Source organism: Solidesulfovibrio sp. C21, from assembly GCF_047785625.1.
Taxonomy (GTDB): domain Bacteria; phylum Desulfobacterota; class Desulfovibrionia; order Desulfovibrionales; family Desulfovibrionaceae; genus Solidesulfovibrio.
Genome location: NZ_JBLODY010000027.1, coordinates 22,577 through 36,618 on the forward strand (window position 1 = coordinate 22,577; position 14,042 = coordinate 36,618).

Below are 14,042 nucleotides of genomic sequence, written 5' to 3' on the forward strand. Positions count from 1 at the left end.
CGTCGCTCCATCGCTCCCGCATCGCTACCTGACCGTCACGAAAAAGGCCGCCCCGGAGGGCGGCCTTTTCATCCGGGCAAGCCCGGCGCGATGTCGCGTCTCTAGCGGATAAAGAGCATTTCCTGGTAGCTCGGCAGCGACCACAGGTCGTCGGCCACCACGGCTTCCAGGGCATCGGCCACGGCGCGCACTTCCAGCATGGCCGGCAGCACCGTGCAGCACATGTACTTGGCCTCGGCCAGGGTGTCGTCGGCGCTGTGCTCCAAGAGCTTCTCGAACTCGGCCACCTTGGCCTGCAAGTCACGCAGCTTGTCGGTCACGCACTCCAGGGTGGTCATCTTGAAGTCGTGGCCGATGGCCTTGAGACTGACGCAGGTGGCGGCCAGTTCGCCCTGATAGCGCACGGCGGCCGGGAAGATGATGGTCTTGGCCATGCGCACGACCAGGGCGGCCTCGGTCTGGATGGTCTTGACGTACTGCTCGAGGTAGATCTCCTTGCGGGAGGCGAGCTCGGCCTCGCTGAAGATGCCGTAGGTGGTGAAGAGCTTGACCACTTCGGGAGTGGTCAGCACCGGCAGGGCGTCGGGCGTGGTCTTGAGGTTGGGCAGGCCACGCTTCTCGGCCTCGACGTGCCACTTTTCGCAGTAGCCATCGCCGTTGAAGACCACGGAATCGTGTTCCTTCATGATCTCCTGGATCACGGTCTGCACGGCGCTGTTGAGCTTGCCGGCGTCCCCGCCGGTGGCGGCCTCGAGCTTGGTGGCGATGAAGTCCAGGGACTCGGCCATCATGGCGTTGAGCGCCACCTGGGGACCGGTGATGGACTGGGAGGAGCCCACGGCGCGGAATTCGAAGCGGTTGCCGGTGAAGGCAAAGGGGCTGGTGCGGTTGCGGTCGCCCGGATCCATGGGCAGCGGCGGCAGGGTGTCGACGCCGATGTTCATGAGGCCCTTCTGCTTGGAGCTCTCGACCTTGCCCTTCTTGATCTGCTCGAAGACGTCGGTGAGCTGCTCGCCGAGGTAGACGGACATGATGGCCGGCGGGGCCTCGTTGGCGCCCAGGCGATGGTCGTTGGAGGCGCTGGCGACCGTGGCGCGCAGCAGGGAACCGAATTTGTGCACGGCGCGGATGGCGGCGGCGCAGAAAACCAGGAACTGGGCGTTCTCGTGCGGGGTGTCGCCCGGATCGAACAGACTGCCCATATCCTCGTTGCCGATGGAGTAGTTGAGATGCTTGCCCGAGCCGTTGATGCCGGCGAAGGGCTTCTCGTGCAGCAGGCAGATGAGGCCATAGCGCTTGGCCACGGTGCGCAGCACGGTCATGACCATCTGGTTGTGGTCGGTGGCCAGGTTGCCGGCCTCGAAGATCGGGGCGATCTCGAACTGGCTGGGGGCCACTTCGTTGTGGCGGGTCTTGACCGGAACGCCGAGCTTGTAGAGCTCACGCTCGACTTCCATCATGAAGGCCAGCACGCGGCGGGGAATGACGCCGAAGTACTGGTCCTCGAATTCCTGGCCCTTGGCCGACTTGGCGCCAAAAAGCGTGCGACCGGCGATGAGCAGGTCGGGGCGGGAGAAGACGAAGTGGCGGTCGATGAGGAAGTATTCCTGCTCGGGCCCGGCAAAGGACACGACGGGATGCTTGGCGGTGACGCCGAAAAGCTTCAGGATGCGCAGGGCCTGCTTGTTGAGGGCCTGGTTGGAGCGCAGAAGCGGGGTCTTCTTGTCCAGGGCCTCACCGGTCCAGGACACGAAGGCCGTGGGGATGCACAGGAACGTGCCGTTGGGGTTTTCCAGAATGTAGGCCGGGCTGGTCACATCCCAGGCGGTGTAGCCGCGGGCTTCGAACGTGGTGCGCAGGCCGCCGGAGGGGAAGGAGGAAGCGTCGGGCTCGCCCTGGATCAGCATCTTGCCGGAAAATTCGGCCACGGCCCCGCCCTTGCCGTCGGGGACCAGGAAGGCGTCGTGCTTTTCGGCGGTCAGGCCGGTGAGCGGGAAAAACACATGGGTAAAATGGGTGGCGCCCTTTTCGATGGCCCAGTCCTTCATGGCGTTGGCCACGGAGTCGGCAATGGACGGGTCAAGCTTCTGCCCCAGCTCGATGGTCTTTTTCAGCGACTTGTAGACGTCCTTGGGCAGCCGTTCGCGCATGACCTTGTCGCTGAAGACGTTGCTGCCGAAAACATCAGTGGGCTTGGTTTCGCTGAAGTTCAGCGGTGCATGGGACGGCTTGTAATTGATGATGGCCGAAATTGCGTCCAGCCGAGCCTTGATTCCGCTCATAGGATCCTCTTGCATGTGTTGAACAGGTTTCTCGCCATGGAACCCCAATCCGCGTCCCTGGCCGGATGTCGCAGCAGCGGGGGCATTGCGACAAACATGGCGGACACGCGACGCGGCGTCCCCATACCGACCGTCCGGAACCCGGACACAACTTCCAGCACGACCGGCAGTTATTAAAAATTTCCCGTCTCTCGCCGTGCGGCCAGTCTCTCTCCACGACCGCCGGCGAAGTCTCAATAATGTAAAAATCAGGGCACGTCCATAGCCAATACCCGCGATGGGCCCCGCTATGGGCAGCCTGCCGCCAGCCGCGGCGCGGCATCCGTTCGAAACGAATGTGTAACCGATTTTCAATAGGTGTGTTTTTTTGGGCATGACAAAAGCGGTCAGGCATCGAGCAGACGCCGGATGGCCGTCAACTCGTCGTAGATCTGGCGCAAAAGCGGGCCATCCCGACTGTCGTCGGCCAGACGGCGTCTCGCGCCGTCGATGGTGAGCTTTTCCTCGTAAAGCAGCGTCTTGATGCGGTGGATGAGTTCGAGGTGTTCGTCGGTGTAGAGGCGCTGCCCCTTTTGGGTGCGCACGGGCGAAAGCTGCGGGAATTCGGTTTCCCAAAAACGCAGCACAAAGGGTTTGAGTCCCGTCAGACCGGCGACTTCACCTATCTTGTAGGTCCGTTGCGGCATATCCGGTGTTCATGCGCCAAGACGCCTTCCGGGGTCAACCCCGGGGCGGGCAGGCTTTACAATCGCCCGTGATGCACTACCCTGCGGGGAAAAGGGTTTTGCCCGCAACCGTCAGGCGTCGACAGGCGCCCCCGGAGGGGCTCACAGCGCAGCCCAAAGGAGCATACGACAATGGCGACCATTACCACCCAAGACGGCGCGACATTGTATTATAAGGACTGGGGCTCGGGACAACCGGTGGTTTTCAGCCACGGCTGGCCCCTTACCGCCGACGCCTTCGAGGATCAGATGTTCTTCCTGGCCTCGCACGGCTACCGGGTCATCGCCCACGACCGGCGCGGCCACGGCCGCTCCGACCAGACCTGGTCCGGCAACGACCTGGACACCTATGCCGACGACCTGGCCACGCTGACCGAGGCCCTTGACCTCAAGGACGCGGTCCATGTGGGGCATTCCACCGGCGGCGGCGAGGTGGTCCGCTATCTGGCCCGCCACGGTTCGGCCCGGGTGGCCAAGATCGTGCTCATCGGCGCGATCCCGCCGCTTATGCTGAAGACCCGGGACAATCCCGGCGGCCTGCCCATGGCCGTCTTCGACGGCATCCGGGAGGGGGTGGCCAAGGACCGCTCCCAGTTCTTCAAGGATTTGAGCCTGCCCTTCTACGGCTACAACCGGCCCGGGGCCAAGGTCTCGGAAGGCGTCCGGGAATCCTTCTGGCGGCAGGGGATGCTGGCCGGCCTTCCGGCAGCCTACTTCTGCATCAAGGCCTTTTCGGAAACCGACCAGACCGAGGACTTGAAAAAGATCGACGTGCCGACGCTGTTCCTGCACGGCGACGACGACCAGATCGTGCCCATCGACGCCGCCTCCCGGGCGGCGGTCAAGCTGGTCAGGGGCGCGACGCTTACGGAATACCCCGGCGCACCCCACGGCCTGTGCACCACGGAAAAGGACAAGGTCAACGCCGACCTGCTGGCCTTCATCAAGGGCTAGCCCGCCGACCCGCCCGACGCAAGAAGAGCCCCGACGCCTGCGCGCCGGGGCTTTTCGCACAGAACTTGCCTGCGCCCAAGGGCCGCGTCCGAACTCATGAAAAACCCATGATATCCCCGCCTCCTTGACACGGCTTATGGCCATCTTTATGGCTTTGATAAGGAGATTTTCACATGCCTGTGCATCCGAAACGCAAACAATCTGTTTCTTCCCGTTCAGGAAAGCAGCTTGCCCGTGCCTGGGCGAAGCGGGAGGCGCTGTCCGAGGCGTTTGCGCTCTGCGAAAGAAGGGGCTTATGCCTCAGCGGGAGTTACAGTAGTACCAGAATAAAATACACTGTCAGCAGCACATTTCCTCCACAAATCCTGCAAAAACGCCCCCTTGACTCTGCCATATACACTGAAAATTTTGAGGATATCTCTCTCATTGCCGATATCATCAAGCGTGCAACAGAAGTTTTTGGCAACACAAAAAAGGCACAGCAGTGGCTTTCCAAGCCCCTGGCCATATTTCAAAAAAAGTCCCCTCTTCAGTATGCCGAAACAAAAGAAGGTGCTGATTTTGTCCTGGATGTCTTAGGACGCATCGAATACGGCGTCTTCAGCTGATGACCGGTTGGCGTGTCTTCCAAACGCGACACATCGCAACGGCGCTGTCCGGAGATGGCGCGAAAGCCTACGGTGGGCGTTGGAACACCAAAGGAAAGGCTGTCGTCTACGCGGCAGCGACACTGTCTCTGGCAGAACTTGAAATCCTTGTGCACGTACAAGACTACACACTTCTTGCCGCAGCGCAATACAGTTGCATCCGATTGATGTTCGCTTCGAGGCTTGTCACAAACATTTCCCCGCACGACTTGCCTGCCGATTGGCAGAGAATCGAACATCCCGCCTGCAAACACATTGGTGATGCCTGGATCAGCCAAGGGCGGACACCCGTGCTTGCCGTCCCGAGCGTCGTGATCCCCCAGGAAACGAACTATCTGATCAACCCGAACCATCCCGATTTCGCGTCCATCTCCGCCTCTGCGCCACGCCCCTTTCCGTTCGACGCACGGCTGATCAAATAGCCCTGGCAAAGCCGTTTTTCCACAACGCCTTCCAACCCTCCCTTTCCCGACGCCAAAAGAGCCCCGACGCCTGCGCGCCGGGGCTCTTTCCTTCGTATCGTATCGTCGCCACGCGTACGGGACGCCGGGCGACCGCCCTGCCCCGGGTTATGGCCGGGTCACGGGCAGCGAGGCCAGGACGGACTTGGCCAGTCCCTCGTGGACCTTGTCCACTTCCTTGTCCTTGAGCGTCTTTGCCGGGTGGCGGTAGGTGATGCGGAAGGTCAGCCGCCGGTCAGCCGCCCCCTCGGGCTTGTAGGCGTCGATGAGCACGACATCCTCGAGGATCGGGACGTTGGCCCCACGGAGGGCGGCCAGCACCGCGCCCACGGTCACGCCGGCCGGCACGGCCAGGGTGATGTCGCGGCGCACGGGCGGGAATCCCGGCAGCGGCGCGAAAACCGTCTTTTGGGCGTCGACCAGGACCCGCAAGGCATCGATATCCAGTTCGGCGATCCACAGCGGACTTCTGGCATGAAAAGCGTCGGCCACCTCGGGCGTGACCTGGCCGATGAGCCCCAGGCGCACCGGACCGCAGGTCACATCCACCTGCGGCGCCAGCCAGGGCTGGTCCTCGACCCGGGAGAAGGTCGGCTCGGGCAGATGAAAATGGGCAAGAAGCCCTTCCACCAGCCCCTTGATGTCGGCATAGCCGGCTTCCACGTCCTTGGGCCAGGGCCAGGCTTCGGGATGGCGCGCGCCGTGCAAGGCCAGTCCCATCCGGCCGGCCTCCCGGGCCGTGGAGTCCGAAGCCGCGTCGGCGGTGAAAATCCGGGCCACCTCGAAAAGGCGCAGGTTGGCGTTGCCCTGGGCCAGGTTGTGGCGCACGGAGTTCAGCAGCCCCGGGGCCAGCATGGGGCGCATGACGTTTTGTTCCTCGGACAGCGGATTGGCCACCGAAACACGGCAGGACGCATCCAGGCACAAAAGATCGAGGTCGCTGTGGCCGACAAAGCTGTAATTGACCGCCTCGCGAAGCCCGACGCCCACGGCGTAGGCCCGAAGCCTCGCCCAGAAGCCGAACTCCGTCTCGGGCGACGCGTCGTCCAGGGACTTGGACACCCGGGGGAGCTTCGGCGCGATGCGGTCCAGGCCGTACACCCGCCCCACTTCCTCGATGAGGTCCGCCTCGCGCTCGAGGTCCAGGCGGTACGACGGCGGGGTCACGGCCATGGTCCCGGAGGGATCGGTGTCCGTCAGCTTGCAGCCCAGCGCGGTAAGCGTCTTGCGGCAAAAATCCTCGGGCATTTCCTCGCCCAAAAGCAGGCTGGCCCGAGCCGGACGGAAGCCGATGCCACGTGGCGTATAGGGACGGGGTTCGGCCACGGCCTCGCCGGGCAGGACCGTGCCGCCGGCGGTTTCGAGCATGAGCGAAACGGCCCGATGCATGGCGTAGACCGAACCGACCTGATCCACGCCGCGCTCGAAGCGGTAGGAGGCCTCGCTCGGCAGGGACAGCCGCCGGGCGGTCTTGCGGATGGCGCCCGGGCGGAACACGGCGCACTCGAGCAGCACCTCGGTGCTGTCGGAACCCATCTCGCTGTTCTCGCCGCCCATGACGCCGGCCAGGGCCACGGGCTTTCCGGCATCGCAGATAAGCAGGTCGCGGGCGGTGAGCAGGCGTTCCTGGCCGTCGAGGGTGGTGATCTTCTCGCCCTCGACCGCGTTTCGCACCTTGACCGTGTTACCGGCGAGCTTGGCCCGGTCGAAGGCGTGCAGCGGCTGGCCGAGTTCGAACAGCACGTAGTTGGTGGCATCGACGATATTGGAGATGGGGCGCTGGCCGATGGCCAAAAGCCGCCAGCGGATGCGGTCCGGGGAAGGGCCGATCGTGACGCCGGTTACAAGCTTGGCCCGGTAGACCGGACACTGCTGCGGGTCATCGATCTCGATGGCCACCTGGGTCGCGGCATTGGGACCGGACTCGGGATAGGACACCTTGGGCAGGGTGAGCGGCAGGTCGAAGGCCATGGCCACTTCCCGGGCGATGCCAAGGACGCTTAGGCAGTCGGCCCGGTTGGGCGTGATGGAAACGTCGAGCACGCAGGTGTCGAGTCCCAATGCGTCGGGCAGGCTCCAGCCGATGGTCGCGCTCTCGGGCAGGACCAGGATGCCGCCGCTGCGTTCCTCGGCCAGGCCCAGCTCCGATTCGGAGCAGATCATGCCTTCGGACACCTGGCCGCGAATCTTGCTCTTCTTGATGGTGAGCCCACCCGGCAGCGTCACGCCGACCATGGCCACGGGCACATGCTGGCCGGCGGCGACATTGGGCGCGCCGCACACGATGGGCAGAGGCGCTTCCCCGCCGACGTCCACCGTGCAGCAGGACAGGTGGTCGGAGTCGGGATGGTCCTCGCGGGTGAGCACCTTGCCGACAACCACCGACGCGATGTCCTCGAAGGGATTTTTGATCTCCTCGATTTCCAGGCCGAGCATGGTCAAACGGCCGGCAAGTTGCTGGGGAGTGCCCTCATAGGGCGTGAATTCGCGCAGCCAGGCTAAACTGAGCAGCATGATGTGTGTGCCTCCGGCGGCCGGGGAGGGAACCCCTTTTTGCAAAAAGGGGTTCCCTCCCCGGACCCCACCCTCCCGAAAAACTCCCAAAGGGAGCCCTGGTGTGGGCTTGCCCGGCGAAAAGCCGGGTCAGGGATGGGGAAAGAGCCCCTAAACGTTAAAACTGGCTGAGGAACCGAACGTCGTTTTCAAAAAACATGCGCAGGTCGCCGATGCCGTACTTGAGCATGGCCACGCGCTCCACGCCCATGCCGAAGGCGAACCCGGTGTAGCGTTCGGTGTCGTAACCCACGGCGTCAAACACGTTGGGATCGACCATGCCGCAGCCCAGGATCTCGACATACCCGGTGCCCTTGCACACCCGGCAGGTGCCAGCCTCGGTCTCCCCCGTGCCGCCGCAGATGACGCAGGAGATATCCACTTCGGCGCTCGGCTCGGTAAAGGGAAAAAAGCTCGGTCGGAAGCGCACATTGGTTTTCGGACCGAAAATACGGCGCACGAAGGCGGTCAGCGTGCCACGCAGATCGGCCATGGACACGCCCTCGCCAACGAGCAGCCCTTCGATCTGGTGGAACATGGGGGTATGGGTGAGGTCGGAATCGCGGCGGTAGACCTTGCCCGGGGCGATGACCGCGACCGGCGGCTTTTGCGCCAGCATGGTGCGGACCTGCAAGGGCGAGGTGTGGGTGCGCAGCACCACGTTGTCCGTGATGTACAGCGTATCCTGCATGTCCCGGGCGGGATGCTCGGGAGGCATGTTGAGCGCCTCGAAATTGTAGTAGTCGGTCTCGATCTCCGGCCCGGTGACGATGGAAAAGCCCAGCTCGGCGAAGGCCTTGCAGATTTCCGCCGTCACCAGGGTGATGGGGTGCAGGCTTCCGGCAAAGGGGACACGTCCCGGTTCTGTGGGATCGAACCCGGCCAGGGCGGCGTTTTGAGCCGCGCGGTTGAGCGCCGCCAGTCTGTCGTCGTACAGGCCGGTCAGGGACTGCTTGACCGTGTTGGCGGCCTGTCCGGCCGCGCGACGGACATCGGGATCGAGGCCCGGGAGCTGGGACATGAGCGCGGCCAGCCGGCCCTTGCGCCCCAGATAGGCGACCCGGATTTCCTCGAGGTCCTCAAGCGCCAAGGCCTGGTCGAGACGCGCGGCGCACTCCCCGACCAGGCCCTCTAGCTCGGCAACGAGCGTGGGTTGGCTTCCCAACTTAATTCACCTTGGCTTTGGCCAGCTCCGCCAGCTTCTGGAAGCTGTCCTTTTCGCGCACGGCCATATCGGCCAGGACCTTGCGGTCCAGTTCCACGCCGGCAAGGGTCAATCCGCGCATGAACACGCTATAGGACAGACCATTGAGGCGGGCGGCGGCATTGATGCGGATGATCCAGAGCTTGCGCATCTGGCGCTTGCGCTGCTTGCGGTCGCGGTAGGCATAAACCAGCGACCGTTCGGCCACCTCGCGGGCGGTTTCGTAGAGAACGCCGCGGGCTCCGACAAAGCCCTTGGCCATCTTCAAATATTTTTTGTGCCGCTTATGGGCGGCTTGTCCACGTTTGACGCGCATGATCGGGCTCCTTTAGCGTGGTATGGATAAGCCCAGTCCGCCTAGGCGTAGGGCAAAAGCCGGCGCACGGCCTTTTCGTTGGCCTTGTCGACCAGGGTTCCCTGGCCCAGGCGGCGGGTGCGCTTGGCGTTTTTCTTGGTCAGAATATGGCGCAGGTTCTGCCGGCGGCGGGCAAACTTGCCGGAACCGGTCTTGGTGAACCGCTTGGCCGCGCTGCGGTTGGTCTTCATCTTGGGCATATCGGACTCCTTGGACGCGACCGCATCAAGCAGGCGCGAGCGTTTTCTTGATTTGCGGGGCAAGCAGCATGGTCATCATGCGGCCTTCGGTGCGCGGCTCCTGCTCCACCTTGGCCAGTTCCCCCAGATCAGCCACGACACGGGACAGGATGAGCACGCCCCGGTCTTTGTGCACGATCTCGCGTCCGCGGAAAAACACCGTCACCTTGCAACGGTCCCCTTCTTCCAGGAAGCGGCGAATGTGCTTGAGCTTGGTCTGGTAATCGTGCTCGTCGGTCTTGGGCCGGACCTTGATCTCCTTCAGCTGGACCGTGGAAGCTTTTTTGCGCGCTTCCTGCAGCTTCTTCTGCTGCTGGTACTTGAAACGGCCGAAGTCCATGATGCGGCACACGGGCGGATCGGCGTTGGGCGCGACCTCGACCAGGTCGAGTCCCTTTTCCTGCGCCATGCGCAGCGCCTCGCTGGTGGGAATGATACCCACCTGGGCACCGTCGTCGGCGATCACCCGCACTTCACGGGCACGAATCCGGTGATTACACCGGGGGTCACTACTGGGAGCGGAAGTTATAGCGCATACCTCCACGCTTAAACGGTTCCTGGCAATCGGCCGTAATCATAAGCACGACCTCGTCCAGGGACTTGACGCCAAGATTCTCCCCGGACCGCAGCCGCACGTTCAGGCCGCCGAGTTCCTTTTCCTTATCCCCTGCCACGAGCATGTAGGGGATCTTCTCCATCTGGGCCTCGCGAACCTTGAAGCCCAGCTTTTCGTTGCGTTCGTCCAACTCGACCCGAATGCCGGCCTCGGCGAGCTTGGCCAAGGCCTCTTCGGCAAAGTCCTTCTGGGCGTCTGTAACGATGAGGATGCGCGCCTGCACCGGCGACAGCCACGTGGGCAGCGCCCCGGCCGTATGCTCGATAAGCACGCCTAAAAATCGCTCCACCGCGCCGAGAATCACCCGGTGCAGCATGACGGGCCGTTTGCGCTCCCCATCCGCATCCGTATAGACGAGATCGAAACGTTCCGGCAAGGTAAAGTCGCACTGCACCGTGGCGCATTGCCAACGGCGCTCTAAGGCATCCTTGAGCTTGATGTCAATCTTCGGGCCGTAAAAGGCCCCGTCGCCCTCGTTGATGTCGTAGGGCAGCCCAAGCGAATCCATGGCGTCGATGAGCGCCTTGGTCGCGCGTTCCCAGTCCTCGTCCGAACCGATGGACTTCTCCGGCCGGGTGGACAACTCCACCTCGTAGTCGAAGCCGAAAAGCGCCACCACATCCTGGACGAATTTGATGACGCCCGCGATTTCCTCAAGAAGCTGATCGGGGCGGCACAGGATATGGGCGTCGTCCTGGGTGAACTGACGCACGCGCATGAGCCCGTGCAGCACGCCCGATTTCTCGTGGCGATGCACCACGCCGAGCTCGAAGTAGCGCTGGGGCAGATCACGGTAGCTGCGCACGCGCGATTTATAGATGAGCATATGCGACAGACAGTTCATGGGTTTGATGCCGTAGGCCTGTCCGTCGATCTCGGTGAAATACATGTTCTCGCGATAATTGTCGTAGTGCCCGGAGCGCTCCCAGAGTTCGCGGCGCAGGATGAGCGGGCCGCGCACGAGCTGGTAGCCGCGCCGCAGGTGCTCGCGACGCTCGAAATCCTCGAGGATTGTGCGGATCAGCTCGCCCTTGGGATGCCAGATGGGCATGCCGGCGCCGACTTCCTCGGAAAAGCTGAAGAGGTCGAGCTGGGTGCCGAGCTTGCGGTGATCGCGCTTTTTGGCTTCCTCAAGATGATGCAGATACTTCTTGAGATCGGCCTCCGAGGCAAAGGCGGTGCCGTAAATACGCTGGAGCATGGGGCGCTTCTCGTCGCCGCGCCAGTAGGCGCCGGCAACGGAGAGGAGCTTGAACGCCTTGACCGCGCCCGTGGTCGGCACATGGGGGCCGCGGCACAGGTCGGTGAACGTTCCATGACGATAGAGGGAAACCGTGTCGCCCACGATGTTCTCGTCCATGATCTCGAGCTTGTAGACCTCGCCCTGGGAGGCGAAAAGCGCCTTGGCGTCGGCCTTCGGCACAGAGGTGCAGGAAAAGGGGGCATTGGCGGCGATGCTTTTGCGCATCTCCGACTCGATGGCCTCGAGATCCTCAGGCGTAAAGGGGCGTTCGAAGGCGAAATCGTAGTAGAAGCCGTTTTCGATGGCCGGACCGATGGTCACCTGGGCGGCGGGGAAAAGCTTCTTGACGGCCTCGGCCATGATGTGGGCGGTCGAGTGCCGGATGATGGCGAGCCCTTCGGGAGAGTCGGCGGCGACCGGCGCGATCTCGCGCGCTCCTTCCGGCAGCGGCGCGGTCAAATCGAGAGCTTTGCCGTCGACCAGACAGGCCACGGCATTTTTCATGCGCTTACCGGAAATGCCCCGAGACAGAACCTGGCCGCAGGCTTCGCCGGCAGCAGCCTCCAGGGATGAATCCTCTAAAGTGACGAGCACGTTGCCTTCTTTGGGTGGCGGTAACACCCCAATCGCTCTATAAAGAAAGGGAGGCCGAGGCCTCCCTGTTGGTCGCAAGCTGGTAGGACCGGGGAGATTTGAACTCCCGACCTCTTGCGTGTCAAGCAAGCGCTCTCCCCCTGAGCTACGGTCCTATAAACAGAATCAGGGAACAGGCTAAATGCCCCAAACTCGTCCCGAAGTCAACCCCAAATCTTTCGTTCCCAAGAAAAAGTTGGGGGCCAAAACCGTTGGCTTCGTTGGCGCGTCGTTGGCTCGGGGTAAGTACGGATTTGGTACGGGGAGGTCAAGGGGTTTTTATTCTGGGGAGGAGAAAAAAGGACGTTGGGGAGGATGGATTAATGGAAATAATTAATCATTTCAGTATGTTATTTAGAAATATCAAGGGGTTATGTGGTGATGCAGGAGGCTGCACGGCAAACTACAGTGGATCACGCCTCTTTCGCTATAAGTCCAAGTGCTTGCTCCAAAGACCATCCCAACCTTTTCCTTTTTTGAAATGTACTTTTGTTTATGCCGAAATGTGCTGCGGCAGCTGATTCACTTTTAAAATTAATCCCATTAACCACACAAGGGATAGCATGATCAGGTTTATCAAGTGGCAATCCGCGAGTTATTCTATCTTTTGCTTTAGACAACGAGATATTGTACTTTTGAGCAGCATAAATATGGGCTTTATTTGCAGAGTCAAAGCGGATACCTTCAAAAACAATCCCACCACTATTATTTTTTGACGTTTTACCCAATTTCCTGTTTACAGCTTCTTCAATATTCATATGTAGCTTGTCAATTCTATATTTCAATGTCGTCAAATTAATCTCATATTTTTCAGCAACAGCTGTCAAAGAATTATAAATTATTCCTTCAATAATATACTTTCCGCCAAAAGTTTTTGTCACGCGTTCTTTCTTAGTAGTCCACTCAAAATTATTTTTTCCCCATGGAAGAGTTTCATCTTTACGAGTTAAACAAAGTGCAGGATTGTAGGTTTTTAATGTATCATTTTTAAAGTTATCATATTCAAACCATTCGTTAGCTATTTCACCGTTTCGAATATTTAATCTCGTATCTCTAATCAGTTGTTTCCACCTGCGCCAGAGATTAGACCCAGCATCAGGATGTTTACTATGCGTCCTAGCCTTTACAGGCATTTTTTCATTTGCTAATAACCGCTTTGCAACTACGTGTTCTGGTAGACCGGTCTTTTGCGAAAGAAGACAGGTCGCTTGAACCACTGAAGCATATTCAACACCGTCATAGATAATCTTTTTTCTTCGTCCGCCACCAGTTTGTCCACCTTCTAACACATTCAAACCGTTGGGTATAATTGTGTCAAGAGTTTCGATCCAATACTTTTCTTTCTCTGGCAAAATATCTTGTGAAAGGTTTTCCTCAATACAGGTGATCGTGAAATTGTCTTTTCCAAACTCCCTTATAGATTTGTGCAATGGAGTGTTTGAAATCGATTCAAATGCCGTTCGTAGATGATGCCCCCACCTATTTTGTAAAGACATCACAGTCAAGCCAACGTATTTTTCATGCGTACAAGAATTCTCAATCAAATATATTTTTCCAGGTCGCTCATCAATAGAAAGGACTGGTTCTGATATAGCGTCATCCAATCTCCAGTTTTTCTTCAATCTACTCCATATTGTTGCTTTTTCTGAATATTTCCCAACCGTTCGCAAAAAAGATGTTACACTATTAAAATGTTTCCCACAATACTTCGGATACAGGTCTCCTTCATAGACAAATCCTCTTTTCCTTCCTCCTCCATAGAAAGAAATCCAATTACTATTATCCCTACTCAAAGCGTCATTTAAAGAATTGTTATCCAAAATATGCCGTTTATTTAGACATAGAGCTCTCTGCCGAAAAGATCCGTAGGACACAGCATGGCCACTATATTTTTCAAAGTATTCTTCAAGAATTATAGTTTTACCATCCACTGTTAACTCAGTTTTTCTTTTGGCGTACCGCGAAAAATACTCATGTTTATCCAAAAAAAGAGCTTGTGATATATCCAAATCACTTAGTTCACCATTGTTTTTAATGCGTCTGGAGCGGATTCTCGAACAAAATATTTCCACACTAACCATAGGCTTCTGGCCTATAGACCTATGCAAGTCATAAAGGCCAGCGTATTCT

At 59.6% G+C, this 14,042-nt stretch carries 12 protein-coding genes and 1 tRNA gene; 3 read left to right on the forward strand and 10 right to left on the reverse strand.

All coding sequences use genetic code 11. The features are described 5' to 3' along the window. Positions 1 to 101: 101 nt before the first annotated feature. Together ACMZ6R_RS10045 and ACMZ6R_RS10050 are read right to left on the reverse strand one after the other, a co-directional pair. Positions 102 to 2,282: a glutamine synthetase III gene (locus tag ACMZ6R_RS10045; RefSeq protein WP_416110953.1), complete on the reverse strand. Its 2,181-nt coding sequence runs from the start codon at positions 2,280 to 2,282 to the stop codon at positions 102 to 104. Positions 2,283 to 2,668: 386 nt separating this feature from the next. After that, complete coding sequence (locus ACMZ6R_RS10050) at positions 2,669 to 2,968, reverse strand: MerR family transcriptional regulator (RefSeq protein WP_416110955.1); 300 nt, start codon at positions 2,966 to 2,968, stop codon at positions 2,669 to 2,671. A gap of 171 nt (positions 2,969 to 3,139) precedes the next feature. Here ACMZ6R_RS10050 and ACMZ6R_RS10055 point away from each other — a divergent pair, with 171 nt between their 5' ends. The 3 genes from ACMZ6R_RS10055 (at position 3,140) to ACMZ6R_RS10065 (ending at position 5,030) form a co-directional block, all read left to right on the forward strand. Next, entirely contained in the window at positions 3,140 to 3,961 is an 822-nt protein-coding gene (locus ACMZ6R_RS10055; RefSeq protein WP_416110957.1) for an alpha/beta fold hydrolase, read from the forward strand. A gap of 173 nt (positions 3,962 to 4,134) precedes the next feature. After that, positions 4,135 to 4,569 (forward strand): antitoxin Xre/MbcA/ParS toxin-binding domain-containing protein, encoded by a 435-nt coding sequence (locus ACMZ6R_RS10060; protein WP_416110959.1) that lies wholly within the window; start codon positions 4,135 to 4,137, stop codon positions 4,567 to 4,569. Continuing rightward, positions 4,569 to 5,030, forward strand: a complete 462-nt coding sequence (locus ACMZ6R_RS10065) for an RES family NAD+ phosphorylase (RefSeq protein ID WP_416110961.1) — start codon at positions 4,569 to 4,571, stop codon at positions 5,028 to 5,030. Before ACMZ6R_RS10060 ends, ACMZ6R_RS10065 begins: the two co-directional genes overlap by 1 nt. Positions 5,031 to 5,177: 147 nt before the next feature. Here ACMZ6R_RS10065 and pheT read toward each other — a convergent pair whose 3' ends face one another. From pheT to ACMZ6R_RS10105, 8 genes are all read right to left on the reverse strand, one after another. Beyond that, positions 5,178 to 7,583 (reverse strand): phenylalanine--tRNA ligase subunit beta, encoded by a 2,406-nt coding sequence (gene pheT / locus ACMZ6R_RS10070; RefSeq protein ID WP_416110963.1) that lies wholly within the window; start codon positions 7,581 to 7,583, stop codon positions 5,178 to 5,180. 157 nt (positions 7,584 to 7,740) lie between these two features. Next, on the reverse strand, positions 7,741 to 8,787 hold the full coding sequence (gene pheS, locus ACMZ6R_RS10075; RefSeq protein WP_416110965.1) for a phenylalanine--tRNA ligase subunit alpha: 1,047 nt from the start codon (positions 8,785 to 8,787) through the stop codon (positions 7,741 to 7,743). A gap of 1 nt (position 8,788) precedes the next feature. Beyond that, a complete protein-coding gene (gene rplT, locus ACMZ6R_RS10080; RefSeq protein ID WP_416110967.1) occupies positions 8,789 to 9,142 on the reverse strand; it encodes a 50S ribosomal protein L20 in 354 nt (117 codons plus the stop codon). Between the two features lie 41 nt (positions 9,143 to 9,183). Further along, on the reverse strand, positions 9,184 to 9,381 hold the full coding sequence (gene rpmI / locus ACMZ6R_RS10085; protein WP_005996013.1) for a 50S ribosomal protein L35: 198 nt from the start codon (positions 9,379 to 9,381) through the stop codon (positions 9,184 to 9,186). Between the two features lie 25 nt (positions 9,382 to 9,406). Beyond that, on the reverse strand, positions 9,407 to 9,949 hold the full coding sequence (gene infC / locus ACMZ6R_RS10090) for a translation initiation factor IF-3 (protein WP_416110994.1): 543 nt from the start codon (positions 9,947 to 9,949) through the stop codon (positions 9,407 to 9,409). Continuing rightward, a complete protein-coding gene (gene thrS, locus ACMZ6R_RS10095; RefSeq protein WP_416110970.1) occupies positions 9,930 to 11,873 on the reverse strand; it encodes a threonine--tRNA ligase in 1,944 nt (647 codons plus the stop codon). Before thrS ends, infC begins: the two co-directional genes overlap by 20 nt. Positions 11,874 to 11,953: 80 nt before the next feature. After that, positions 11,954 to 12,028: transfer RNA gene (locus ACMZ6R_RS10100), tRNA-Val, on the reverse strand. Between the two features lie 297 nt (positions 12,029 to 12,325). Then, positions 12,326 to 13,993: a GIY-YIG nuclease family protein gene (locus ACMZ6R_RS10105; protein ID WP_416110972.1), complete on the reverse strand. Its 1,668-nt coding sequence runs from the start codon at positions 13,991 to 13,993 to the stop codon at positions 12,326 to 12,328. Between the last annotated feature and the right edge of the window lie 49 nt (positions 13,994 to 14,042).